The organism is Bradyrhizobium sp. USDA 4449 (assembly GCF_054056275.1).
The window spans coordinates 4,530,044-4,555,248 of sequence record NZ_JBSRYD010000001.1; the positions used below are offsets into that span (position 1 = coordinate 4,530,044).

The 25,205-nt window shown below is 64.3% G+C and carries 23 protein-coding genes; 15 read left to right on the forward strand and 8 right to left on the reverse strand.

Features of this window, described 5'->3' with window-relative positions; translation table 11 throughout:
* Positions 1-11: 11 nt before the first annotated feature.
* The gene (locus tag ACVIIW_RS21135) at positions 12-929 is read right to left on the reverse strand and encodes a LysR family transcriptional regulator (RefSeq protein ID WP_456702486.1); all 918 of its coding nucleotides are present in this window, start codon (positions 927-929) and stop codon (positions 12-14) included.
* Between the two features lie 119 nt (positions 930-1,048).
* Between ACVIIW_RS21135 and ACVIIW_RS21140 the strand changes: the two genes are divergently transcribed.
* The 6 genes from ACVIIW_RS21140 (at position 1,049) to ACVIIW_RS21165 (ending at position 6,660) form a co-directional block, all read left to right on the forward strand.
* The gene (locus ACVIIW_RS21140; RefSeq protein WP_456702487.1) at positions 1,049-1,864 is read left to right on the forward strand and encodes a putative hydro-lyase; all 816 of its coding nucleotides are present in this window, start codon (positions 1,049-1,051) and stop codon (positions 1,862-1,864) included.
* A gap of 89 nt (positions 1,865-1,953) precedes the next feature.
* Positions 1,954-3,198 carry an ABC transporter substrate-binding protein gene (locus ACVIIW_RS21145; RefSeq protein WP_456702488.1) on the forward strand — a complete coding sequence of 415 codons (1,245 nt, stop codon included), beginning with the start codon at positions 1,954-1,956 and terminating at the stop codon, positions 3,196-3,198.
* A gap of 184 nt (positions 3,199-3,382) precedes the next feature.
* Positions 3,383-4,261, forward strand: coding sequence for a branched-chain amino acid ABC transporter permease (locus ACVIIW_RS21150; protein ID WP_456702489.1), 879 nt, complete (start codon positions 3,383-3,385; stop codon positions 4,259-4,261).
* Positions 4,261-5,244, forward strand: coding sequence for a branched-chain amino acid ABC transporter permease (locus tag ACVIIW_RS21155; RefSeq protein ID WP_456702490.1), 984 nt, complete (start codon positions 4,261-4,263; stop codon positions 5,242-5,244). Before ACVIIW_RS21150 ends, ACVIIW_RS21155 begins: the two co-directional genes overlap by 1 nt.
* Positions 5,241-5,972 carry an ABC transporter ATP-binding protein gene (locus tag ACVIIW_RS21160; RefSeq protein ID WP_092229688.1) on the forward strand — a complete coding sequence of 244 codons (732 nt, stop codon included), beginning with the start codon at positions 5,241-5,243 and terminating at the stop codon, positions 5,970-5,972. Before ACVIIW_RS21155 ends, ACVIIW_RS21160 begins: the two co-directional genes overlap by 4 nt.
* Positions 5,956-6,660 carry an ABC transporter ATP-binding protein gene (locus ACVIIW_RS21165; RefSeq protein ID WP_456702491.1) on the forward strand — a complete coding sequence of 235 codons (705 nt, stop codon included), beginning with the start codon at positions 5,956-5,958 and terminating at the stop codon, positions 6,658-6,660. The genes ACVIIW_RS21160 and ACVIIW_RS21165 overlap by 17 nt, the downstream gene beginning before the upstream one ends.
* A gap of 59 nt (positions 6,661-6,719) precedes the next feature.
* Here ACVIIW_RS21165 and otnC read toward each other — a convergent pair whose 3' ends face one another.
* Positions 6,720-7,406, reverse strand: a complete 687-nt coding sequence (gene otnC / locus ACVIIW_RS21170; RefSeq protein ID WP_456702492.1) for a 3-oxo-tetronate 4-phosphate decarboxylase — start codon at positions 7,404-7,406, stop codon at positions 6,720-6,722.
* 105 nt (positions 7,407-7,511) lie between these two features.
* Here otnC and ltnD point away from each other — a divergent pair, with 105 nt between their 5' ends.
* From ltnD to ACVIIW_RS21195, 5 genes are all read left to right on the forward strand, one after another.
* Positions 7,512-8,429, forward strand: coding sequence for an L-threonate dehydrogenase (gene ltnD / locus ACVIIW_RS21175; RefSeq protein WP_456702493.1), 918 nt, complete (start codon positions 7,512-7,514; stop codon positions 8,427-8,429).
* Positions 8,430-8,441: 12 nt separating this feature from the next.
* Positions 8,442-9,224, forward strand: a complete 783-nt coding sequence (gene otnI, locus ACVIIW_RS21180; RefSeq protein ID WP_456702494.1) for a 2-oxo-tetronate isomerase — start codon at positions 8,442-8,444, stop codon at positions 9,222-9,224.
* Positions 9,221-10,498 (forward strand): 3-oxo-tetronate kinase, encoded by a 1,278-nt coding sequence (gene otnK / locus ACVIIW_RS21185; RefSeq protein WP_456702495.1) that lies wholly within the window; start codon positions 9,221-9,223, stop codon positions 10,496-10,498. Before otnI ends, otnK begins: the two co-directional genes overlap by 4 nt.
* A 223-nt stretch (positions 10,499-10,721) precedes the next feature.
* A complete protein-coding gene (locus tag ACVIIW_RS21190; protein ID WP_456702496.1) occupies positions 10,722-13,901 on the forward strand; it encodes an efflux RND transporter permease subunit in 3,180 nt (1,059 codons plus the stop codon).
* Positions 13,888-15,084 carry an efflux RND transporter periplasmic adaptor subunit gene (locus ACVIIW_RS21195; RefSeq protein ID WP_456702497.1) on the forward strand — a complete coding sequence of 399 codons (1,197 nt, stop codon included), beginning with the start codon at positions 13,888-13,890 and terminating at the stop codon, positions 15,082-15,084. The genes ACVIIW_RS21190 and ACVIIW_RS21195 overlap by 14 nt, the downstream gene beginning before the upstream one ends.
* Positions 15,085-15,230: 146 nt before the next feature.
* On the opposite strand, the gene ACVIIW_RS21200 is transcribed toward ACVIIW_RS21195, so the two are convergent.
* Positions 15,231-16,748: an acetyl-CoA acetyltransferase gene (locus tag ACVIIW_RS21200; RefSeq protein WP_456702498.1), complete on the reverse strand. Its 1,518-nt coding sequence runs from the start codon at positions 16,746-16,748 to the stop codon at positions 15,231-15,233.
* 107 nt (positions 16,749-16,855) lie between these two features.
* Positions 16,856-17,989: a nitronate monooxygenase gene (locus tag ACVIIW_RS21205; RefSeq protein ID WP_456702499.1), complete on the reverse strand. Its 1,134-nt coding sequence runs from the start codon at positions 17,987-17,989 to the stop codon at positions 16,856-16,858.
* Positions 17,990-18,281: 292 nt separating this feature from the next.
* Here ACVIIW_RS21205 and yghU point away from each other — a divergent pair, with 292 nt between their 5' ends.
* Positions 18,282-19,154 carry a glutathione-dependent disulfide-bond oxidoreductase gene (gene yghU, locus ACVIIW_RS21210; protein ID WP_456702500.1) on the forward strand — a complete coding sequence of 291 codons (873 nt, stop codon included), beginning with the start codon at positions 18,282-18,284 and terminating at the stop codon, positions 19,152-19,154.
* A gap of 65 nt (positions 19,155-19,219) precedes the next feature.
* On the opposite strand, the gene ACVIIW_RS21215 is transcribed toward yghU, so the two are convergent.
* From ACVIIW_RS21215 to ACVIIW_RS21225, 3 genes are all read right to left on the reverse strand, one after another.
* Positions 19,220-20,497 (reverse strand): acyl-CoA dehydrogenase family protein, encoded by a 1,278-nt coding sequence (locus tag ACVIIW_RS21215; protein WP_456702501.1) that lies wholly within the window; start codon positions 20,495-20,497, stop codon positions 19,220-19,222.
* A gap of 293 nt (positions 20,498-20,790) precedes the next feature.
* Positions 20,791-21,171: a VOC family protein gene (locus tag ACVIIW_RS21220; protein WP_456702502.1), complete on the reverse strand. Its 381-nt coding sequence runs from the start codon at positions 21,169-21,171 to the stop codon at positions 20,791-20,793.
* A 32-nt stretch (positions 21,172-21,203) separates the two neighbouring features.
* Entirely contained in the window at positions 21,204-21,983 is a 780-nt protein-coding gene (locus ACVIIW_RS21225) for an SDR family NAD(P)-dependent oxidoreductase (protein ID WP_456702503.1), read from the reverse strand.
* Positions 21,984-22,163: 180 nt separating this feature from the next.
* Between ACVIIW_RS21225 and ACVIIW_RS21230 the strand changes: the two genes are divergently transcribed.
* The 3 genes from ACVIIW_RS21230 to ACVIIW_RS21240 are packed head-to-tail and all read left to right on the forward strand — an operon-like array spanning position 22,164 to position 24,315.
* A complete protein-coding gene (locus tag ACVIIW_RS21230; protein ID WP_456702504.1) occupies positions 22,164-22,952 on the forward strand; it encodes an enoyl-CoA hydratase/isomerase in 789 nt (262 codons plus the stop codon).
* Positions 22,949-23,935 carry a phosphotransferase family protein gene (locus ACVIIW_RS21235; RefSeq protein WP_456702505.1) on the forward strand — a complete coding sequence of 329 codons (987 nt, stop codon included), beginning with the start codon at positions 22,949-22,951 and terminating at the stop codon, positions 23,933-23,935. Before ACVIIW_RS21230 ends, ACVIIW_RS21235 begins: the two co-directional genes overlap by 4 nt.
* 2 nt (positions 23,936-23,937) lie before the next feature.
* A complete protein-coding gene (locus ACVIIW_RS21240) occupies positions 23,938-24,315 on the forward strand; it encodes a DUF6285 domain-containing protein (RefSeq protein WP_456702506.1) in 378 nt (125 codons plus the stop codon).
* A 108-nt stretch (positions 24,316-24,423) separates the two neighbouring features.
* Here ACVIIW_RS21240 and ACVIIW_RS21245 read toward each other — a convergent pair whose 3' ends face one another.
* The gene (locus ACVIIW_RS21245; protein WP_456702507.1) at positions 24,424-25,203 is read right to left on the reverse strand and encodes an enoyl-CoA hydratase-related protein; all 780 of its coding nucleotides are present in this window, start codon (positions 25,201-25,203) and stop codon (positions 24,424-24,426) included.
* Positions 25,204-25,205: the final 2 nt, after the last annotated feature.

The following is a 25,205-nucleotide window of genomic DNA, read 5'->3' on the forward strand; positions in this document are numbered from 1 at the left end:
CGGCGCCTTTTTCAATGACGCGCCAGCGCGGGCGCGTCAACCGCGAGGCTGCTCTGCGCAATCTGACAGGCAAGCTCGGCGACGCGCTCCACCGCCACGACATCAGGCGAGGCCAGCCAGCTTGCGGTGAATGTCAGTGGCGCAATTTCCAGATCGGTGTCGAGCAATTGCAGCCGTCCGTCGGCGAGTTCTTTCTCGACGATGGCGTCGGGGATCACGGCGATGCCGAGTCCTTCCACCGCCATGTGGATCACGGTCGCAAGGGATGCGGAAGCGTGCAGCCGGATCGGCGGCAAGTCCGGCCGGTCGAATACCTCGCGCACGACCTCGTAAGGCCTGGTCTTGCGCGGAAAGGTGATGATCGGAAACCGCGCGAGATCCGCCGGCGTTACAGGACCGTGGCCGAGCCCGAGAGACGGGCTGGCGAGAAAGCCGATCGGATAATCGGCGAGCAGGCGGTTGTGCACGCCCGAGGCCGACAGCGGTCCGACCACGAAGGCCAACTCGATCTCCTGCGCGAGCAGGCGCGCGGTGAGGTTCGGTGTGATGTCGACCTCGATCTCCAGCGACAGGTTCGGATAGACCTCGTTCATGCCCTTCACCAGCTGCGGCAGCCAGGTGTGCACGATGGTCTCGGCGACGCCGAGGCGCATGACGCCGCGCATCGCCGAGCGATCGCCGATCTCGGCCATCATCTGAGCGCGCAGGCCGATCAGCTTCTCGGCATAGACCATCATCTGCCGGCCGCTCGGAGTGGGAGAGGCCACGCGATGATCGCGGTTCAGGAGCTTCACACCCATCTCGCGCTCGAGCTGGGCGATGCGCTGAGAGATCGCCGGTTGGGTCGTATTGAGCCGCGCGGCGGCGCCACGGAAGCTGCCGAGCTTCACCACCCAAAGGAATGTTTCGATCGATCTGAAGTCCAGCATTGGAAGGATTTTCCCGATCGATAAAACAACTTTATCGATATCGATTAAAAAGGACGATTAGACTTTATAGTATGCTTGATGTTGGCTAGGCTTGTCGAGTTCATAGGCAGGTCGATCGCATGACTGTTTTTGTGGCAGCGCAGCAAAGTGAAACGGCCGACACACTCCCGAGCCGCCGGGCGCGGCTCGCCTATCGCGGTGGCCAGGTTGGTTCCACCGCGGGGGTGGCTCCGGGCTTCGTCCAGGGCAATCTGGCGATCCTGCCGGCGGACTACGCCAGCGCCTTCCACCGCTTCTGCCAGCTCAATCCGAAGCCGTGCCCGATCATCGGCATGTCCGATGTCGGGAGCCCGCACATCCCTGCGCTCGGGGCCGATCTCGACATTCGCACCGATGTGCCACGCTACCGCGTCTGGCGCGACGGCGAAGTCGTCGATGAGCCGACCGACGTGAGGAAGCACTGGCGCGACGACCTCGTCACCTTCGTGCTCGGCTGCTCGTTCTCATTCGAGGAGGCGTTGCTGGAGGAGGGCATGCCGATCCGTCACATCGAGCAGAACGTGCGTGTGCCGATGTACCGCACCAACATCGCCTGCGGCGCTTCAGGACCATTTGCCGGCCCCATGGTCGTCTCGATGCGTCCGTTCAAGCCGGCCGATGCGATCCGCGCGGTGCAGATCACCTCGCGCTATCCCGCCGTTCACGGCGCGCCCGTGCATCTCGGCCACCCGCATCTGATCGGCATCAAGGACATCGCCAAGCCCGACTATGGTGATCCCGTGGCTGTCGGCGATGACGAGATCCCGGTATTCTGGGCCTGCGGCGTGACACCGCAATCAGTGATCAACGCCGCCAAGGTACCATTCGCAATCACGCATTCGCCGGGCCTCATGCTGGTGACGGATCTGAAGAACAGGAACATGGCCGTGATTTAGCAGGCAGTGTTTGCTGCTTCTTCGGGCTTTACGCTCTCGATCAATCGCTTCATTCGATACGCGCAAAATACGTAACAGGGGACTCTGCCATGACGATCTCTCGCCGCGACGTTCTGCTCGGTGCCACCGCCACTGCTGCGCTGGTGCCGTTTGCCGCAAGGGCCCAGACCTCTGAAGTCGTGATCGGCGTGATCTATCCTTTCTCCGGCGGCAGCGCGCAGCAGGGCGTCGATGCCCAGAAGGCCTACGAAACCGCGCTCGAGGTCATCAACAAGGACAGTGATTTCGATCTGCCGCTGGCGAAGGGCGAGGGCCTGCCGGGCCTCGGCGGCGCCAAGGTTCGTCTCGTGTTCGCCGATCACCAGGCCGATCCGCAGAAAGGCCGTGCGGAAGCCGAGCGCCTGATCACGCAGGAGAAGGTCTGCGCCATCATCGGCACCTATCAGAGCGCCGTCGCGGTCACCGTCAGCCAGATCTGCGAGCGCTACCAGATCCCGTTCGTCTCGGCCGATAATTCCTCGCCCAGCCTGCATCGCCGCGGTCTCAAATATTACTTCCGCGCCGCGCCGCATGACGAGATGTACTCGGCGGCGATGTTCGACTTCTTCGACGCCATGAAGAAGAAGGGGACCAAGATCGAGACGCTGTCGCTGTTCCACGAGGACACCATCTTCGGAACCGACTCCGGCAACGCCCAAGCCAAGATCGCCGGCGAGCGCGGCTACAAGATCGTCTCCGACATCAAGTACCGCGCCAACTCGCCGTCGCTATCGGCCGAGGTGCAGCAGCTCAAGACCGCCAACGCCGACGTGTTGATGCCCTCGAGCTACACCACGGACGGCATTCTTCTGGTCAAGACCATGGCCGAGCTCGGCTATAAGCCAAACGCGATCGTGGCGCAGGATGCCGGCTTCTCCGAGAAGGCGCTCTATGACGCCGTCGGCGACAAGCTCGAAGGCGTGATCTCGCGCGGCACGTTCTCGCTCGACCTCGCCCAGAAGCGCCCGATGGTCGGCAAGGTCAACGACATGTTCAAGGCGAAGTCGGGCAAGGATTTGAACGACCTCACCTCGCGTCAGTTCATGGGCCTGATCATCCTCGCTGATGCGATCAACCGCGCCAAGTCGACCGACGGCGAGAAGATCCGCGATGCACTGGCTGCGACCGACATTCCGGGCGAGCAGACCATCATGCCGTGGAAGCGCGTGAAGTTCGACGAGATGGGCCAGAACAACGACGCCGACCCGGTACTGCTGCAATATGTCGGCGGAAAGTTCGTCACCATCTTCCCGCCGCAGGCCGCGATCGCGGAGGCGATCTGGCCGATGAGGTAAGCGGAACAGTGACCGCGCACCTTGGCGGCCAGTCGAGCTGCCTCATTGCGCCGTCATTGCGAGCGAAGCGAAGCAATCCAGAAATATATCCGCGCGGACACTCTGGATTGCTTCGTCGCATCCGCGCAATGACGGAGGAGGTAGCTTCGGCTCTCATTCTGAGCGCATCTCGGGGGACGGACATTTGACAGCCCAAGCCATTATCCAGAGTCTCGCAAGCGGCCTGCTGATGGGCCTGCTCTACGGACTGATCGCGGTCGGTCTCGCGTTGATCTTCGGCCTGATGGACGTCGTCAACTTCGCCCATGGCGAGTTCCTGATGATCGCGATGTACGTGTCTTTCTTCCTGTTCACGTTCTTCGCCATTGATCCCTTGCTGTCGGCTCCGCTGGTTGCGGCTGCGCTCTTCGTGCTCGGCGCCGTGGTCTATCTGCTGGTCGTGCGCTTCGCGATGCGGGCCAAGGCCAATGCCGGCATGGTGCAGATCTTCTCCACCTTCGGCCTTGCGATCGTGATGCGCGGGCTGGCGCAGTTCTTCTTCACGCCGGATTACCGCAGCATTCCGCAGTCGTGGCTCGGCGGCAAGACGATCTCGGTCGCCGGCATCTTCCTGCCCGAGCCGCAGCTGATGGGCGCGCTGGTCTCGATTTTGGCCTTTGCCGGGCTCTACTTCTTCATCAATCGCACCGATTTCGGTCGCGCCCTTGAGGCGACGCGTGAAGATCCCGGCGCGGTGGCGCTCGTCGGCATCGACAAGAATCGCGTGTTCGCGCTCGGCTGGGGGCTCGGTGCCGCGCTGGTCGGCCTTGCCGGAGCGATCATGGCAAGCTTCTTCTATATCTACCCCGATGTCGGCGCGTCCTTTGCACTGATCGCCTATGTCACGGTGGCGTTGGGCGGATTCGGCAGCGTGTTCGGTGCTTTTGCCGGGGGCATCGTCGTGGGTCTCGTCGAAGCGACCACGGCGCTGGTGCTGCCGCCTTCGCTGAAATCGGTCGGCATCTATGCCGTGTACCTTCTCGTCGTATTCATCCGGCCGCGCGGCCTGTTCGGGCAGATGTGATGGACAAGCATTTTGCCGCGCGGCGCCGCCGCGACCTCCTCATCGCCGCGGTCCTGGCCGGGCTCGCAGCGCTCGCGCCGTTGTTCGTCAAGGACGTGTACATCCAGAACATCCTGATCCTGACCCTGATGTATGCGGCGTTGTCGCAGAGCTGGAATATCCTGTCCGGCTATTGCGGGCAGATCTCGCTGGGGCACGCGCTCTATTTCGGCATCGGCGCCTACGCCACCGAGTTGCTGTACACGAAGTTCGGCGTGCTGCCGTGGTTCGGCATGCTCGCCGGCGGCGTCATTGCGGCGGTTATCGCGATGGGGCTGGGCTATCCCTTTTTCCGCCTGCGCGGCCATTACTTCGTGATCGCGACCATCGTCATCGCCGAGATCGGGCTGCTGCTGTTCCAGAACTGGGAATGGGCGGGGGCTGCGATGGGCATCACCATTCCCGTGCGTGGCGACAGCTGGCTGAAATTCCAGTTCATGCGCAGCAAGTTGCCGTATTTCTATTTTGCACTGGCGCTGTGCTGCCTCGCCTGGTTCGTCACCTGGTGGCTGGAGGACTCCAAATGGGGCTTTTGGTGGCGCGCGGTGAAGGACAATCCGGAAGCGGCTGAGAGCCTGGGTGTCGTCGTCTTCAACTCCAAGATGGGCGCGGCTGCCGTGTCCGCGTTCCTCGTGGCCATCGGCGGAGCCTTCTACGCGCAGTTCCTCGCCTACATCGACCCTGAAAGCGTGATGGGCTTCCAGTTCTCGCTGCTGATGGCGCTGCCGGCCGTGCTCGGCGGCATCGGCACCCTCTGGGGGCCGGTGTTGGGGGCCGCCATCCTGATCCCGATGACGGAGCTGACGCGATCCTACATCGGCGGCTCCGGCCGCGGCGTCGATCTCATCGTCTATGGCGCGCTGATCGTGGCCATCTCGCTGGCTCTGCCGCAGGGGCTCGTGAGCCTGTTCTCCCGCTCGAAAGCGAAAGGGGCCACGCGATGACCGCGCTCCTCGAAACCCGCGGCGTCTGGCAGCGCTTTGGCGGCCTCGTTGCCAACAGCGACGTCTCGATCTCGGTCGGCCGCGGCGAGATCGTTGGCCTGATCGGCCCCAACGGCGCCGGAAAATCGACGCTGTTCAATCTCATCGCCGGTGTGTTGCCGCCGACGCAGGGATCAATCTGGTTCGACGGCGAAGACGTCACGAGACTGCCGGCAGCCGAGCGCTGCCAGCGTGGCGTCGGCCGCACGTTCCAGGTGGTCAAGAGCTTTGAGACGATGACAGTGATCGACAACGTCATCGTCGGTGCGCTCGTGCGCAACACCGTGATGCGCGAAGCCCGCCGCAAGGCGCATGAGGTGCTGGAGTTCACCGGCCTTGCCGCGCGCGCCGACGTGCTTGCGAGCGATCTCGTGCCCGCCGAGAAGCGTCGCCTCGAAGTGGCCCGTGCGCTCGCGACCGAACCGAAGCTGCTGCTGCTCGACGAAGTCCTCACCGGCCTGACGCCGACCGAGGCGCAGACCGGCGTGGCACTGGTGCGCAAGGTGCGCGATGCCGGCATCACGGTTCTGATGGTCGAGCATGTCATGGAGATCGTGATGCCGCTGGTCGATCGCGCCATCGTGCTCGACCTCGGCAAGGTGCTGGTCGAGGGAAAGCCCGCCGACGTCGTCCGCGATCCCAAGGTGATCAAGGCATATCTGGGAGATCGTCATGCTGTCGGTGCATGAAGTCACGACGGCCTATCAGGGCCTGGTCGCGATCTCCGCGGTCAGTATCGAGGTCACCAAGGGCGAGATCGTTTGTGTCGCCGGCGCCAACGGGGCCGGCAAGTCGACGCTGCTCAAATCGATCGCCGGCGCCGAGCGTCCGCGCTCGGGCACCGTGACCTTCGACGGCAAGCGGCTCAACGGCATGGCGCAGCACCACATCACCGCCAGCGGCATCGCCTATGTGCCGGAGAATCGCCGCCTGTTCCCGCGCCTGTCGGTGCGCGACAATCTTCGCCTCGGCAGCTATCTCTATCGCGCAGACGCGGACCGCGAGGGGCCGCTCGATCTCGTTTTCAGGCTGTTCCCGCGCCTGTCCGAACGTCTCGATCAGCGCGCCGAGACGCTCTCAGGCGGTGAGCAGCAGATGCTCGCGATCGGCCGCGCGCTGATGACGCGCCCGAGGCTGTTGATGCTGGATGAGCCCTCGCAGGGCATCATGCCGAAGCTCGTCGATGAGATTTTTCAGGCGGTGAAGCTGATCCGGGACTCCGGCATGACCGTGCTGATCGTCGAGCAGCGCATGGCCGAGTGTCTGGAGATCGCCGACCGCGCCTACATCCTGCAAACCGGTCGTGTGCTGATGCAGGGACCATCGGCAGAGATCAAGGGCAATCCCGAGGTGCGCAAGGCGTATCTGGGGCTGTAGCTAGACGCGAGCTGCCTCCGTCATGGCTTCGCTGCGCTCGCAACGAGGAGGGAGCCGGGCTAATGCTCGTGTCCATGCTCCGGCAGCGCCACTCCGAACACTTTCACCAGATCCGCCACCTGCTCCGGCGACAGATAACGTGGGTTCGTCCCGCGCAACAGCAGATACAGCTTCGCCGTCTCCTCGAGCTCCTCGGTCGCGAACACGGCCGCTTCCAGCGTGTCACCGGCGACGACCGGACCGTGATTGGCGAGCAGCACCGATGAATATCTGCCGGCGAGCCCCTTGATGGCATCGGCGACCGCAGGATCGCCGGGGCGGTAATACGGCACGAGTGCGGTGGCGCCGCACTTCATCAAATAATAGGCCGTCATCGGCGGCAGCGCGGCGCGCGGGTCGATCTCGGGCAGCATCGAGAGCGCGACCGAGTGTGTCGAATGCAGATGTACGATCGCCCGCGCGCTTGCGCGCGTGTCGTAGAGCGCGGTGTGGAGCGGAACTTCCTTGGTCGGCGCATCGCCCGAAACTAGCCGGCCCTGCTCATCCAGTCGTGACAGCTTGGCGGGATCGAGGAATCCGAGCGAGGCGTTGGTCGGCGTCACCAGCCAGCCGCCGCCATCCAGGCGGACGCTGATATTGCCTGAAGAGCCCGGGGTCAGCCCGCGCTCGAACAGGGACCGTCCGAACCGGCAGATGTCCTCGCGCAGCCTTGTCTCGTTGCTCGTTTCAGTTCTCATGGCCGTCATGCCTGTTTGTCTCACGCTTTGGCAGCGCGGCCAAGGCGTGTTATTCGAGGTCACGAGCCGCCGCAAAGGCCGGCTTGTCGGGAAACGTTCGCAAGGGTTAGTTGCATGTCTGCCTCCACGTCACAAAACCAGCGCATCGCGGTCATCGGGCTCGGCTCGATGGGATACGGCATGGCGACCTCGCTGAAGCGCGCCGGCCACGCCGTCACGGGCTGCGACGTTTCGGCCGATGCGGTCGCGCGTTTCGTGAAGGATGGCGGCGCCGGCGCGACAACGCCGGCCGAGGCGGCCAAGGGCGCCGACATCGTGGTCAGCGTCGTCGTCAATGCCGCCCAGACCGAAGCAATCCTGTTCGGCCGGGATGGTATCGCGGAGACCCTGCCGAAGGATGGCGTCTTCATCTCCTCCGCCACCATGGATCCCGACGTGGCGCGGCGCCTCGCCAAGCAGCTCGAGGCGACCGGCCGGCATTACCTGGATGCGCCGATCTCCGGCGGCGCGCAGCGCGCCGCGCAGGGTGAGCTGACAATTCTCGCCTCCGGCAGCGCTGCTGCCTTCGCCAAAGCGCGTCCGGCGCTCGATGCGATGGCCGCGAAACTTTACGAGCTCGGCGATGCCGCGGGCCAGGGCGCTGCGTTCAAGATGATCAACCAGCTGCTGGCCGGCGTGCACATCGCGGCTGCCAGTGAAGCGATGGCGTTCGCGGCCAAGCAGGGCCTCGATATCCGCAAGGTTTACGAGGTGATCACCGCGTCCGCCGGCAATTCCTGGATGTTCGAGAACCGCATGCCGCACGTACTCGAGGGCGATTACACGCCGCGCAGTGCGGTCGAAATTTTCGTGAAGGATCTCGGCATCATCCAGGACATGGCGCGCAGCGCCAGATTTCCGGTTCCCGTCTCGGCCGCAGCGCTGCAGATGTTCCTGATGACATCGGCCGCCGGCATGGGGCGCGACGACGACGCCTCGGTGGCGCGGATGTATGCGCAGGTCACCGGTGTGAAGCTTCCCGGCGACAGGTAAAGAGGATCTCCAATGCCCCGTTTCGCCGCCAATCTCTCGATGATGTTCACCGAGGTGCCGTTCCTCGATCGCTTCGATGCCGCCGCACAGGCCGGCTTCACCGCGGTCGAATATCTGTTTCCCTATGAGCATCCGGTCGAAGCTGTCGGCGAGCGGCTCAAGCGCAACGGCCTGACCCAGGCATTGTTCAATCTGCCGCCAGGCGACTGGGACGCCGGCGAGAAAGGCTTCGCTTCGTTGCCGGCGCGCTTCAACGATCTCAAGGCGAGCCTGGAGACGGCTCTGCCTTATGCCAAAGCCACCGGCGTGAAGCGGCTGCATTTGATGGCGGGCATCGCCAACCGTAACGAGCGCGTTGCGATCGAGGCCTTCTACAAATCGGTGGCCTGGGCCGCGGAGTTCTTTGCGCCGCATGGCATCGACATCGTGCTGGAGCCGATCAACGCGCGCAATGTGCCGGGTTACTTCCTCAACGATTTCGGCTTCGCGCGCGATTTGATCCAGGAGCTGCGGCTGCCGAACCTGAAGCTGCAGTTCGACATCTATCACTGCGGGATCATCCATGGCGACGTCACGATGCGGCTGCGCGAGATGATGCCGATCATCGGCCACATCCAGGTCGCCAGCATTCCCTCGCGCAACGAGCCTGATGGCGAGGAGCTGAACTATCCGTTCCTGTTCGCAGAGCTCGACCGGCTCGGCTATGCCGGCTTCGTCGGCTGCGAATACAATCCGCGCGGCAAGACCACCGATGGTCTCGCCTGGTTCAGGCCCTATGCGGGAGTGAAGCCATGACCCTTGCGTTGGGCTGCATCGCCGACGACTATACCGGCGCCTCCGATCTCGCCAACACGCTGACGCGCGCCGGCCTCCGCACGGTGCAGACCATCGGCGTGCCCGCCGACGATCTGAAGCTGCCCGAGGTCGATGCCGTCGTGGTGTCGCTGAAGAGCCGGTCGATCGAGCCGGCGCTCGCGGTGTCGCGCTCGCGTGCGGCAGAAAAATGGCTGCGCGGTCGCGGAGCGAGCCATGTGTTGTTCAAGATCTGCTCGACCTTCGATTCCACCGATGCGGGCAATATCGGGCCGGTGATGGACGCGCTGCGCGCAGATTGCGGCGAGGCCGTCGTGCTGGTGACGCCAGCTTTTCCCGAGACGGGCCGAACCGTCTATCAGGGTAATCTCTTCGTCGGCGCCGTGCCGCTGAACGAGAGCCCGCTGAAAGACCATCCGCTCAATCCGATGCACGATTCCAACCTGGTGCGCGTGCTGGCGCGCCAGAGCAAGACGCCGATCGGTCTCGTCGAGCTCGCGACCCTCACGCGTGGCGCGGAGGCCGTGCGGACCCGGCTTGCTGAATTGTCAGGCAAGGGCATCGGCGCTGCGATCATCGATGCCGTGTTCGACCGTGACCTCGAGACCATCGGCCTTGTCGCCGCCGAGCACCGGCTGTCGGTCGGCGCCTCCGGCATCGGCCTTGGGCTGGCGCGAGCGCTGGTGTCCAGCGGCAAGGTCAAGTCGGCCGCCACAGCCGGCGAGCAGGGGGCCGCCGCCGGCGGAGCCGTGGCATGTCTCGCCGGAAGCTGCTCGCAGGCCACCCTGCAGCAGATCGCCAACGCCGAACGCGTCATGCCGGTGCTCCGTCTCGAGCCTGACCGTATTCTTGCGGGCGCGCATGAGGCGCAGCGCGCGTTGGACTGGGCGAAGGAGCGCTTGGCTCAGGGCCCCGTGCTGATTGCATCGAGCACCACGCCTCAGGCCGTCGCGGCGGTCCAGGCGCGCCACGGCCGCGACGCAGCCGGTCACGCCATCGAGCAGGCGATGGCGGATCTTGCAGAAGGCCTTGTGAGGTCGGGCGTACGACGCTTGGTCGTCGCCGGCGGGGAGACATCTGGCGCCGTCGTCGACCGGTTGAGAATTCCTGGATTTCTCGTGGGGGTAGAAATCGCGGCGGGCGTACCGGTTTTGCGCGCAGTCGGCGCCGATGCAGGCAGCATGTTGCTTGCGTTAAAGTCCGGAAATTTCGGCGGTCCGGAGTTTTTCTCCGATGCGCTTAGGCTCATGCGTTGAGGGCGGGCCTTCTCAGGCGCCTGTTCATCACTTGGGTTCCATACCCACAATAGGTTGCGTGGCCGCATAGCTGTGATGTCGATTTCGCAGCGCGGTAGCACGGAAGTGAATGCAGGCAGGCTGGCCGAGATTGGCGTTTCCGGCGGCGCTCGGGTAAAGGGGAAAAAGGGATCCCCGTGGGGGCGGATCCCATATCCTTGCTCGACCCGGAATTGCCTGGCGCATGATTGCTCTGGTCCGTATTGCCCTGAGCCGGCCCTACACGTTTGTCGTGCTGGCGCTGCTGCTTCTGATCATCGGACCGCTGGCGGCGCTGCGCACGCCGACCGATATCTTTCCGGACATCCGGATTCCCGTGATCGGTGTGGTCTGGCAATACACCGGCCTGCCGCCCGATCAGATGTCCGGCCGCATCACCACGCCGTTCCAGCGCGCGCTGACCACGACCGTCAACGACATCGAGCACATCACCGCCAATTCCTATAACGGCTTTGGCATCATCAAGATCTTCTTCCAGCCCAATGTCGACATCCGCACCGCCAACGCGCAGGTCACGGCGATCTCGCAGACGCTGATCAAGCAGATGCCGCCGGGCGCGACTCCGCCGCTGATCCTGAATTACTCCGCCTCGACCGTGCCGATCATCCAGGTGGCGCTGTCGGGCGACGGACTCACCGAGCAGAACCTCGCCGATATCGGCATCAACAATCTGCGCACGCCACTGGTCACCGTGCCGGGCGCCGCGATCCCGTACCCGTTCGGCGGCAAGCAGCGCCAGATCCAGATCGATCTCGACCCGACCGCGCTGCAGGCCCGCGGGCTATCCGGCCAGGATGTCGCCAATGCGCTCGCAGCCCAGAACCTGATCACGCCGGTCGGTACCCAGAAGATCGGCAGCTTCGAGTACAACATCCAGCTCAACAACTCGCCGCTGAAGATCGACGAGCTCGGCAATCTGCCGATCAGAACCGTCAACGGTGCGATGGTCTATGTCCGTGACGTCGCCACGGTGCGCGACGGCAATCCGCCGCAGACCAACATCGTCCATGTCGACGGCAACCGCTCGGTGCTGATGATGGTGCTGAAGGCGGGCGCGACCTCGACGCTTGATATCATCGCCGGCATCAAGCAGAAGGTGATCGACGTCAAGGATCAGCTGCCGGACGCGCTGAAGATCGGCTTCATCGGCGACCAGTCGGTGTTCGTGCGCGGTGCGATCGAGGGCGTCGCCTTCGAAGGCGTGATTGCGGCGCTGCTCACCAGCGTCATGATCCTGCTTTTCCTCGGCAGCTGGCGCTCGACACTCATCATCGCGGTCTCGATCCCGCTGTCTGTGCTGGGTGCCATCGTCATGCTGTCGGCGATCGGCGAGACGCTGAACATCATGACGCTCGGCGGATTAGCGCTCGCGGTCGGCATCCTCGTCGACGACGCAACGGTGACCATCGAGAACATCAATTACCATCTCGAGCAGGGCAAGCCGGTCGAGCAGTCGATCCTGGACGGCGCCAACCAGATCGTGACGCCGGCCTTCGTCTCGCTGCTCTGTATCTGCATCGTGTTCGTGCCGATGTTCTTCCTTACCGGTGTCGCGCGCTTCCTGTTCGTGCCGATGGCGGAAGCCGTGATGTTCGCGATGATCTGGTCATTCATCCTGTCGCGCACGCTGGTGCCGACCATGGCGAACTATCTGCTGCAAGCGCACGTTCATCATGGGGGCGAACCGCCGAAGTCGCGCAATCCCCTGGTCTGGTTCCAGCGCGGTTTCGAGGCGCGGTTCGAGCGCATCCGCGGCGGTTACCGTGGCCTGCTGGGCATGGCGCTGGCCCATCGCGCGGTGTTCGTGATCGGATTCCTCTGCGTGGTCGGTGCGTCTTTCGCGCTGGTGCCGTTCCTTGGGCGCAATTTCTTCCCCGCCGTCGACGCCGGCAACATCCTGATGCATGTCCGGACCCAGGTCGGCACCCGAGTCGAGGAGACGGCCAATCAGCTCGCGGATGTGCAGAAGGCGATCCGCAAGCTGATTCCGGGCGAGATCGAGACGCTGACCGACAACATCGGCATGCCGATCTCCGGCATCAACATGACCTACAACAACACCGGCGTGATCGGTCCGCAGGACGGCGATATCCAGATCAAGCTCAGGGAAGGCCACAAGCCGACCGAAGAGCACGTGAAGGTGCTGCGCGAGCAGCTGCCACGGCTGTTCCCGGGCGTCAGCTTCGCCTTCCTGCCGGCTGACATCGTCAGCCAGATCCTGAATTTCGGCGCGCCGGCGCCGATCGACCTGCAGGTCCGCGGCGCCAATCTCGAAGGTAATTTTGCCTACGCCAACAAGCTGCTCGCCAAGGTTCGCCGGATCCCGGGCGTTGCCGATGCACGCATCCAGCAATCGCCGAATCTGCCGACCTTCAACATCGACGTCGATCGCACCCGCGCGCAATATGTCGGCCTGACCGAGCGCGACGTCACCAACAGTCTCGTCGTCAATCTCGCAGGCTCCTCGCAGGTCGCGCCGACCTACTACCTCAACCCTGATAACGGCGTGTCCTATTCGATCGTGATGCAGACGCCGCAATATCAGATCGATTCGCTCAGCGCGTTGCAGACGCTGCCGATCACCGCGGCCGGCGCGTCGCAGTCGCCGATCCTCGGCGGTATCGCCGACATCAAGCGTGCGACCTCGAGTGCGGTCGTCTCGCAATACGACATCCAATCGATGGTGCAGATCTTTGCGACCACCTCGGGGCGCGATCTCGGCGCGGTCGCCGCTGATATTCGCCGGGTGATCGCCGACACCGCCAAGGAGGTGCCGAAGGGCTCGTCCGTGGTGCTGCTCGGCCAGGTGCAGACCATGAACAGCGCTTTCACGGGCCTGTTGTTCGGCCTGCTTGGCGCCGTCGTGCTGATCTATTTCCTGATCGTCGTCAACTTCCAGTCCTGGTCCGATCCGTTCGTGATCATCACTGCGCTGCCCGCTGCGCTCGCCGGCATCGTCTGGATGCTGTTCACGACTCAGACAACGCTGTCGGTGCCCGCGTTGACAGGCGCCATCATGTGTATGGGCGTGGCCACCGCCAACAGTGTGCTGGTGATCTCGTTCGCCCGCGAGCGCTATGAGGAGCTCGGTGACCCGGTCGCGGCCGCGCTGGAAGCCGGCTTCGTCCGGTTCCGGCCCGTGCTGATGACCGCGCTCGCCATGATCATCGGCATGGCGCCGATGGCGTTGGGGCTGGGCGAGGGCGGCGAGCAGAATGCACCACTTGGCCGCGCGGTCATCGGCGGCCTGATCTTTGCGACTTTCGCCACGCTCATGTTTGTTCCCGTGGTGTTCAGTATGGTACACAAGAAGCAAGGCGCCAAAGCCGCCGCCCCATTGGAGACTCCGCATGTCGCCCACTGAAACTCGCTCCCCGGTGTCGCACCGGAAACTGGGCATTTTCAGCGTAGTGGCGCTGATTGCGGCAGGCCTCGTGGTCGGCACCGGTATCCGGGCCCGCGAGGACCAGGACTCCAAGCTGAAGGAATGGACCGACGACCAGGCCGTTCCCAGCGTTGCAGTGACCTTGCCCAATGCCAAGGCGCTCAATTCCACCATCGACCTGCCGGGCCGGCTCGAGGCCTATTCCCGTGCCCCGATCTTCGCCCGTGTCTCCGGCTATCTCAAAAGCTGGAGCGCCGACATCGGCGCCCGCGTCAAGGCCGGGCAGGTGATCGCCGAGATCGAGGCGCCCGACCTCGACCAGCAGCTCTTGCAGGCCCGCGCCGACCTCGCCAGCCTGCAGGCCAGCGCCAGGCTCTCGGAGGCCACGCTGAACCGGCGCAAGACCCTGGTCGCCTCCAACTTCGTCTCCGCGCAGGAGATCGACGAGCGCAGCGCCGATCTCTCCAACAAGAACGCCGCGGTCAAGTCCGGGCAGGCCAATGTCGAGCGGCTCGAAGCCTTGGCGGGCTACAAGAAGATCACGGTGCCGTTCGACGGTGTGGTGACCTCGCGTGACACCGATGTCGGCGCGCTGATCAATGCCGGCGGCGGCTCGGGACCGGCGATGTTCGTGGTGTCCGACATCACCAAGCTGCGCGTCTACGTCAACGTGCCCCAGAACTACGTGCCGGCGATCAAGATCGGCGCCAAGGCTACCATCTCGCTGCCGGAATATCCGAACCGGACATTCCTGGCGACGGTGGAGGCCTCCTCGCAGGCCGTGGACGTGGCGTCAGGCACCACGCGGATGCAGCTCGGCCTCGACAATTCGAGCGGAGAGCTGATGCCCGGCGGCTACGCCAGCGTGAAGCTGAGCCTCCAGCGCGATTCCGCGCCGCTCAGCATTCCCGCCAGCGCCCTGATCTTCAACGGCAGCGGCCTGCGTGTCGCAACCGTCGCTGCTGACGACAAGGTCAAGTTCAAGACGGTGACCATCGCCCGCGATCTCGGCAAGGAGATTGAGCTGGCCTCGGGCATAGCGCCGGATGACCGCGTCATCACGGCCCCGCCGGATGGTCTGTCCGACGGCGATCCGGTGCGTGTGGTCGGTGCGGGCGGCAAGCCAGCCACGGCGTCGGAGAAGCAGGCGCCGAAGGGCTGAGGTCTCGTGCTCCGGACGCTACGCAGCACGTAGTCGTGCGCTGCTGAGCCGGGGCCGATCTCCCTTTGCGGAAGCGTGTAGCCTTCTGGGTCCCGGCTCTGCGGAGCGGCATTGCATGCCGCACCACGTGCGTGACACGAGAGCGATCACGCCACCCGCCACCCCGGCACGCCGTCCGCTGCCATCGTAATCTCGCCGAGCGAGCCTACGGGCGTGCGATCCATGTTGAGCAGGTGGGCCAGCGCCGCGCTCTCGCCCGCCGGAATCCGCGCCAGCGTACGCCGGTCATCTTCGGTGCGCAGCATCACCACGCCGTGCTCGACATCGCCGCCACGGCCATAGAGCACCGTAAAGCTCTCGACCTTGCCCCGGCCTGAGGCCTCCGTGACGAACTCCGGCACGGCGCGCTTGTTGCGATCGGCCTCTGCCTGCACGCTCGTCTCTTGCGCCAGCACGTCGCGGGGCTGCAGCTTCGTCAGCACCAAAGCATGGTGCTTGGTAACAAAACCGCCCTGACCGTAGAGGAGGCCGAGCTTTGCGCCTCCGCGCACACGCCGCACCATCGCGCACGCTGCATGGGTCATGTAGGTGTTGAGCGGCGCGCCAAAGAACGTGAGGCCGCCGTTCACGGTCGGCTGCACATCGATGCCGAGGCCCAGCGTCCGGCGCGCCATCTTTGGTACGCAAGGGAAGCAGCTGTAGAGCTCGATCGCGTCGAATTTTTTGCCATCGCCGCCGGCGAGATCCATCACCGTCTTCAGCACGGCGTTCTGCGGATGGCTTTCGTAGAACTGGTCGCGCAACAGATAATCGCGCGGCTCCTCCGCCGAGGCGCCGCCGAGCGGATAGACCAGCTTGTCTTCGGCGATACCGAGTGCGCGCGCTTTGGCAAGGCTGGTGAGCAGCAGCGCGCCGCCCATGTTGACGCTGGGATTGGCGACCATCAGCTTGTTGTAGGGCCAGGCGATCAGCCGGTTGTCCGCGGTCGGTGTCGTGATCTCGTCCGGCGCATAGCGCCGCTTCAGCCAGGCGTTGGGATTTTGCGCGGCGACTTCGGAATAGCGCGACCACAGCGTTCCCGATTCCGCCATCGCCTCACGCGGCGTCTGGCCCCAATGCGCGGAGGAGGCCGCCTCGTAGAACGGATAGACCGTGACCGGGCGGAACACGCCGAGTCTCACGGCGAGCGGCTTCTGAAACGCCGCGCCGCGCTTGGGCTCCGGAACATCATGCGCGAACGGCGTCCATGGCAGCTTGACGCCGGCACGATCGGCTTTCGTCGCCGTTGATTGCGCCTCGGCGCCGCACACCGCCGCGACCGCGCATTCGCCGCGTGCGATGCGCTTTGCGGCTTCATGAATGAAGCGGATCGGGCTCTCGCCGCCGACCGGCCCGTAATGGCAATGTGCCGGCGAGACGCCGAGCCGCTGCGCCAAGAGCTTCTCCGGATCGCGATAGCGCCAGCTCAGAAAGTTGACGACGTCGAGCGATTGCACCTCGCTGAGCAGCTTTGCGCCGGCGTCAGCCTCGGCGCGCCGCAAGGCCTGTTCGAGCAGGTCAAGCGGCTCCAGGCCCTCCGTGATCTCCTTGGGGCGGTCGACGATCTCGCCGATGCCGACGATGACGGGAATGCGGTGTTCTGGAATGGTGGTCTTGTCGGTCATGGCCTCAATTCACGTCCTAGTTGTTTCGTCATTGCGAACGAAGCGAAGCAATCCAGAAATGTATCCGCGCAGCTAGTCCGGATTGCTTCGCTTCGCTCGCAACGGGACTATTCCGCCACCAGCGCATTCATGTGCTCGACGGCTTCGGCGAATTCTTCCTTGAACTCCTGCACCACGGCGCCGGCCGATTTCACGCTGTCGATCAGGCCGACCCCCTGGCCGACAAAATAGCTGACGAGGTCGCGCGCCTTGGCGTTGCCGGCCGCCGCGGCGCGGTCGATCGAGCTGAAGGCGTCACGGCTGATGATGCTCTGCAGCGGCATTGGCAGCGCGCCCGGACTTTCCGGCGCACGGTCCCAAGCATCAGTCCAGACTGAACGGAGCTGCCGTGCCGGCTTGCCGGTGCGGCCCTTCGAGCGGATCGCATCCCGCGAGGACGCTGCAATCATCTTCTCGCGAAAGATCTCGGAGGTCTCGGACTCGACGGTCGCCAGCCACACCGAGCCGGTCCAGGCGCCGGCGGCGCCCATCGCCATGCAGGCCGCCATCTGCCGGCCCGTCATGATGCCGCCGGCCGCCAGCACCGGCACATCGCGGATCGGCTTGATGGCCTTGATCACTTCCGGCACCAGCACCATCGTCGAGACCTCGCCGCAATGGCCGCCGGCCTCTGTACCCTGCACGACAAGGATATCGACACCGGCCGCGACCTGGCGCAGCGCATGCTCCTTGGCGCCGACGAGCGCTGCGACCGGCACGTTGTGCGTCTTGCCCATCTCGATCATGGCCTTGGGCGGCACGCCGAGCGCATTGGCGATCAGCCGGATCGGATGATTGAAGGAGATTTTGAGCAGCTCCAGCGCGGTCTCCGCGTCGAACGGTTGCGGCTGGTTGTCGTCCACATCGGTCCTGGTGAGCTCGATATCGTACTTCTTCAGGAGATCGCTGGTGTATTTGCGGTGCTCCGCCGGCACGCGCGCCTCGAGACTCTTCCAGGTGACGTTCTTCTGGCCTGATGTCGAGATGTTTTCCGGGATCAGCACGTCGATGCCATAGGGCTTGCCGTCGACATGGTCGTCGATCCATTTCAGTTCGCGCTCGAGCGTGTCAGGCGTGTGCGCGGTGGCACCGAGTACACCGAATCCGCCGGCGCGGCTGACGGCCGCAACGACATCGCGGCAATGGCTGAAGGCGAGAAGCGGGAACTCGATGCCCAGCATGTCGCAGATCGGCGATTTCATGGTTCTCTCCCCGCAGCCTTCGCGTTTCTCTTCTCGTTTTGCCTTCCGAGCGCCGTTCTGCGCCAGCCCTTCGTTACCCGTGATGCCACGCCGGATTTGGGCGAGCATCTTGCGCGCAGGCGTTGCGTCCTGGACAACCATGGGGCGGATCATCAGCAGCGCAGGCTGGTAACAGGCTGGACTGCATGACACGGGCCTGAGGCCCGCGCCGGACGCAGAGCCGCCAGGGCTTGCCATCCGCCATACGCAGGCTAATTAATGCACGCGCATCTTTCCGCCGGAGCCTCTTTGCATGACCGACGCCCCTTACGTGCCGCCCAAGGTCTGGACCTGGAACAAGGAGAATGGCGGTCAGTTCGCCAGCATCAACCGCCCGATCGCCGGCGCCACCCATGACAAGGAACTGCCGGTCGGCAAGCACCCCTTCCAGCTTTATTCGCTGGCGACGCCGAACGGGGTGAAAGTCACGGTGATGCTGGAGGAGCTGCTGGCGCTGGGCCACAAGGGCGCCGAATACGACGCCTGGCTGATCAAGATCGGCAACGGCGAGCAGTTCGGCAGCGGCTTTGTCGAGATCAACCCGAACTCGAAAATTCCGGCGCTGATGGACCGTTCCGGCCCCGAACCTGTCAGGATTTTCGAATCCGGCTCGATCCTGTTCTACCTTGCCGAAAAATTCGGTGCTTTCCTGCCGAAGGAGATCAAGGCCCGCACCGAGGCGATGTCCTGGCTGTTCTGGCAGATGGGGAGCGCCCCTTATCTCGGTGGCGGTTTCGGTCATTTCTACGCCTACGCGCCGTTCAAGATCGAATACGCCATCGATCGCTTCGCGATGGAGGTCAAGCGCCAGCTCGACGTGCTCGACCGGCGCCTCGCCGACAACGAATATCTCGCGGGCAAGGACTATACGATCGCCGACATGGCGGTGTGGCCATGGTACGGCGCCCTTGCCAAGGGGCTGGTCTATGGCGCCGGTGAATTCCTCTCCGTGCAGGACTACAAGAACGTGCAGCGCTGGACCGACCAGATCGCCAAGCGTCCAGCGGTGAAACGTGGCCGCATGGTCAACCGCGTCTCCGGCGATCCCGCCAGCCAGTTGCACGAGCGCCACGACGCCAGCGATTTCGAGACGAAGACACAGGACAAGATCGCGCCGGCGACGTAGCGCGGTGCTTTCTTTCGCGTCTCCCCGCGCGCCCTCCGCAGGCGGGGAGACGGGGAAGAAGGCGACTACGCCATGCTCAGCTCGTGGCGGCCGACGACCATCCAGTGCACCTCGTCCGGACCGTCGGCGAAGCGCAGGTGACGGACGTCCTGATACATTTCGGCCAGCGGGGTCCAGTGCGAGATGCCGGTGGCGCCGTGCATCTGGATCGACTGGTCGATGATCTTGCAGGCGCGCTCCGGCACCATGGCCTTGACCATGGAGACCCAGACGCGGGCTTCCTTGTTGCCGAGGACGTCCATCGCCTTGGCGGCCTTCAGCACCATCAGCCGCATCGCCTCGATCTCGCAGCGGGCTTGCGCGATGATCTGCATGTTGCCGCCGAGATGGGCGATCTTCTTGCCGAAGGCCTCGCGGGTGAGGCCTCGCTGCACCATCAAATCCAGCGCCTTCTCGGCCTTGCCGATGGTACGCATGCAATGGTGGATGCGACCTGGGCCGAGGCGGAGTTGCGAGATCTCGAAGCCGCGGCCTTCGCCGAGCAGCATATTCTCCTTCGGCACGCGCACATTGTTGAAGCGCATGTGCATGTGGCCGCGAGGGGCGTGGTCCTGGCCGAATACATACATGGGCCCGAGCACCTCGACGCCGGGCGTGTCGCGCGGCACCAGGATCTGCGACTGCTGCTTGCTCGGCGCCGCGTCCGGATTGGTCTTCACCATCACGATGAGGATCTTGCAGCGCGGATCGCCGACGCCCGAGATGTAATATTTCTCGCCGTTGATGACCCATTCGTCGCCGACGAGCTTCGCCGTCGTCGAAATGTTCTTGGCGTCGGAGGAGGCGACGTTCGGCTCGGTCATGACATAGGCCGAGCGGATCTCGCCGTTCATCAGCGGCTTCAGCCACTTCTCCTTCTGCTCCTTGGTGCCGACGCGCTCCAGCACCTCCATGTTGCCGGTGTCGGGCGCCGAGCAGTTCATGGTCTCGGATGCCAGCGGGCTCTTGCCGAGCTCGGCGGCGATATAGGCGTAGTCGAGGTTTTTCAGGCCCTGGCCGGTCTCGTCATCGGGCAGGAAGAAATTCCAGAGACCTTCCTTCTTGGCCTTGTTCTTGGCGACCTCGAGCACTTCGAGCTGCTTCGGCGTAAAGCTCCAGCGATCCTGCTTGCCTTCGCCGGCCTTGGCGAATTCGATCGACATCGGCTCGACGGTCTCGCGGATGAATTTCCTGACGTGGTCGTAGAGCGGGCGGACCTGATCCGACATGCGGAGGTCGTTGAGCTCGTCGCCGGGATTGAGCGTGTAGCTGGTCGTGCGGGGAATGTAGGTGTGCTTTGTCATTGTTCCTCCCGGGGGCGCTGAGATCGTGTTGGCCGGGAGAATAGTCGCCGCGCCGCGAAAGTGCGAGCGCGTATTTTTTTACGCGAGGCCATGCCACGCGATGGAATATCGCGAGGGCGTTTGAAATGTTGTTTGAATGGTGGTGGCAGGCGCACCCCGCACACTGCGCTGTCATCGCCCGGCGAAGACCGGGCGATCCAGTATTCCGGAGACAGTGGTAGTCGAATCGAGAAGCCGCGGCGTGCTGGATGCCCCGCCTTCGCGGGGCATGACAGCGGCGGATTTGGCGGAAATCAGTTCGGTATCCGATGCATTGCGCAGATCTTGTTGCCGTCGAGATCGCGCAAATATGCGAGATAGAGCTTGATCCCCGCACTCTCGCGGATGCCCGGCGGATTTTCGATCGGCGTTCCGCCGGCTGCCACGCCGGCGGCGTGCCACCTGTCGACCTGCTCAGGCGAGTTGGCGGCAAAGCCGATCGTGCCGCCATTCGCGCATGTCGCCGGCTCGCCGTTGATCGGCTTGGTCACCGAGAATGTGCCGGTCTTGGTGAAGTAGAAGATGCGGTGGCCGTCAACCCGCGCCGGCCGCACTTCGAGCGTGCTGAGCAGGCTGTCGTAGAATGACTTGGCCTTGTCGAGGTCGTTGGTGCCGATCATGATGTGCGAGAACATGGTTCTTCCTCCCTCAATTCAGCTTTTGTGGTTCAAAACGCCGTATAGCCGCCGTCGATCACGAACGTATCCGCGGTGTGATACGATGACGCCTTGCTCATGAGATACACCGCGATGCCGCCGAAATCGCTGGCCTCGCCGAAACGGCGCATCGGGATCCGCGGCATCACATTGGCTACGAATTTTTCGTTGGCCATGATGCCGGCGGTCATGTCGCTCTTGATCCAGCCGGGCAGGATCGCGTTTGCGGTGACGCCGTGACGCGCCAGCTCGACGCCGAGCGCGCGAACCAACGCATTGATGGCGGCTTTGGTCGCGGCATAATGCTCGTTGCGCGCAGTGCCGAAGATCGAGGCGAGGCTCGATGTCGCGACCAGCCGGCCGAAGGGGTCGCCCGCATTGGCGCGGTCGGTCATGTGTTTTGCGGCGGCCTGGAACGCGTGGAACACGCCGTCGAGATTGGTCGCAAACATCGTGCGCCATTCTTCCTCTGTGCGCTCGATGAAGGAGCGCCTGCCACCACCACCGATACCGGCATTGGCGAAGCACCCGTCGACCCGACCGAAAATGTCGAGGGTCGCCTTCATCGCGGCATTGACCGACGCAGGATCGGTGACGTCGCAGATGCGGCTGTCGACCTTGCCCGATAGTCCTGCGAGGCTCGCGGCAGCAGCCTTGTTCTTGTCGGCATTGCGGCCCCAGATCGAGACGTTGCAGCCCTGGCCCGCCAGCGCCTGTGCGATGCCGAGCCCGATCCCGCCATTGCCGCCGGTGATCACGGCGACGCGTCCGGTAAGGTCGAAAAGGTTCATGGCGCGTTTCCTGTATTTGGCAAGACAACTGGGCATGCGGAGCATCAGCCGCTGCGCGCAAGATTGCTTGCCATGCTCCGATCACCATGGACAAGACCGCGCCAAAAATCAAATATGCACTCCGGCAAAACCAAATTCCGGTCTGCGAAACACGGCGCGGCCGCAACCGACGAGGAAACGATGCAGTTCAAACACGTCACGCTCGAATTCGATGGTTCGGTCGCGATCCTGAAGCTCGACCATCAGGAGGTGATGAACGCGGTCTCCATGGACATGCTGGGCGGTCTCGCCGAGGCGCTCGATACGATTGAAGAGAAGAAGGACGATGTGCGCTGCGTCGTGCTCACGGGCGCCGGCCGTGCGTTCTGCACCGGCGCGAATCTGCAAGGGCGCAACAACCAGTCGAAAAAGACCAAGGCCGGCCTGACGCTCGAGACCGGCTTTCATCCATTCCTGCGTCGCGTCCGCAACCTGCATTGCCCGATCGTGACGGCTGTCAACGGCCCGGCCGCCGGCGCCGGCATGAGCTTCGCGCTGCTCGGCGACATGGTCTTGTGCGCACGCTCGTCCTATTTCCTGCAGGCCTTCCGCCGCATCGGCCTCGTGCCGGATTGCGGTTCGACCTGGCTCTTGCCGCGCCTGATCGGCAGGGCGCGCTCGGTCGAGCTGTCGCTGATGGGCGAGCGCCTGCCGGCCGAGAAGGCGCTGGAATGGGGCCTCGTCAACCGCGTCTACGATGACGGTGTGCTGATGGAGGAGGCGATCAAGCTTGCGCGTGATCTCGCCAGTGGACCCACGGTGGCGCTGTCGCTGATCCGCAAGCTCTATTGGGACAGCCCGGAAAATTCCTTCGAGGACCAGCTCAATCTCGAATTCCAGTGCCAGCTGCGCGCCGGCGATACGCAGGACTTTCGCGAGGGCGTCGGCGCGTTCCTGGAAAAGCGGCCCGCGCAGTTCAAGGGCAAATGATCGAGGCGGAGCTTACCCGCAGCGTGCAGCGCTGGTGTCCCGGTGCGACCGGCGTCACCGACGCCGCAAGGCTGTCGGGCGGCGCCAGTCAGGAGACATGGCGCTTCGATATCGTGCATCCCGGCGGACCTATCGGCGCGATCCTGCGCCGCTCGCCCAAGGGATATGGCGCGGCGCCGACGCGCGCGGCTGGGCTCGCCGCCGAGGCCCAGTTGATGCAGCTGGCCTTCGAGGCGGGCGTGCCGTCGCCGCGCGTGATGCATGTGCTGGCGCCGGAGGAGGATCTCGGCACGGGTTTCATCATGCAGCGGGTCGAGGGTGAGACCATCGCACGCAAGATTCTTCGCGACGATGCGTTCGCGGCGGCGAGGCCGCTGCTGGCGCGGCAGATCGGTGGTGTGCTCGCTTGCCTGCACAAACTGCCACAGGACAAATTGCCCGAACTGCGCAGCCGGTCTGCGACCCAGGAAATCTCCGAGTTCGATCGCGACTATCGCAGCCTGAATTGGCCAAAGCCCGTGTTTGAGCTGGCGTTGCGCTGGCTGCGCGTCCACGATCCCGGCCCCTCGGCCGATACGACTTTGGTGCATGGCGATTTCCGCAACGGCAATCTCATCATCGGCGCCGAGGGGTTGCGCGCCGTGCTCGACTGGGAGCTTGCCCATCTCGGCGATCCCATGGAGGATCTCGGCTGGGTCTGCGTCAACTCCTGGCGTTTCGGCGAGATCGACAAGCCGGTTGGCGGCTTTGGCTCCCGCGAAGAGCTGTTCGCCGGCTACGAGGCGGCGGGCGGCAAGGTCGATCCGTCGCGTGTGAAATTCTGGGAAGTGATGGGCACGCTGCGCTGGGGCATCATGTGCGGCGGCATGATGCAGCGGTTTCGCGAAGGGCCCGACCATTCCATGGAGCGCGCCATGATCGGCCGCCGCGCGTCGGAGACCGAGATCGATCTGCTGCGGCTGCTCGCGCCGCGGGGAGGGTAGGGATGCAGGACGAACCGACACCGATCGAGCTGACCAAGGCGGTCGCCGATTTCCTCCGCAACGACATCACGCCGCTGATCTCGGGCCATCAGGCCTTCAAGCTGCGTGTTGCCATCAACATCCTCGACCTCGTGACGCGGCAGTTGACGCTGGAGGCGCAGAGCGACGCGAGGGAAGTGGAGCGCCTGCTCGCGCTGCTCGGCACAGAGGGTGCGGTGACAGAGCTCAATCGCACGCTTGCGGAGCGCATCGCCAAGGGCGAGCTTGATCTCGCGACGCCCGGACTCGCTGAGCATCTATGGGCAACGACGATGGACAAGCTCGCGGTCGACCAGCCGAACTACGCGTCGTACAAGCGGGAGCTGGGGCGAGGTGGATAGCTTTCCCCGTCATTGCGAGCGCAGCAACGCAATCCAGAGTCGTGTCCATGGAGGTGGTCTGGATTGCTTCGTCGCAAGGGCTCCTCGCAATGACGGTGGCGAGACCTTCTACTTCCCCACCCATTTCGGCGGCCGCTTTTCGGAGAACGCCTTCGGGCCTTCGATGTAGTCCTGCGAGGCCACCATCGCCTTCACTGCGGGATATTCCCGCTGCTCCTCGATCGCCTGCTCCAGCGACACGCCGAGCCCCTTCTGGATCGCCTGCTTGGATGCCCGGATCGACATGGGCGAGTTCCTGGTGATCATCTCGGCCCAGCGCATTGCGCCTGCGAGCGCCTCGCCCTGCGGCACCACCTCGTTGACGAAACCGAGCTCTTTTCCCTCCGCCGCGCTGACGTGGCGCGCGGTGAGGATCATGCCCATGGCGCGTTTCAGTCCGATCTGCCGCGGCAGCCGGTGCAGGCCGCCGGCGAGCGCGGCAAGGCCGACGCGCGGCTCGGGCAGCGCGAAGGTCGCATTCTCCGAGGCGATGATCAGGTCGCAGGCGAGCGCGATCTCGAAACCGCCGCCCATGGCGACGCCGTTCACCGCGGCGATGATCGGCTTGTCGCAGTCGAAGCGCGCAGTGAGGCCGGCGAAGCCGCCTTTGTCCCAGCCGCGCTTGCCGCCCGCCGCCTGCCACTTCAGATCGTTGCCGGCGCAGAACGCCTTGTCGCCGGCGCCGGTGACGACCGCGACCCATTGCGCAGGGTCCGCGGCGAAATCGTCGAACACCTTGTTGAGCTCGAAATGTGCGTCGATGTGCAGCGCGTTGTAGACCTCGGGTCGCGACAGCGTGACGATCGTGATCGGTCCCTTGCGTTCCACCTTCGAGAATTTCAGATCCATCG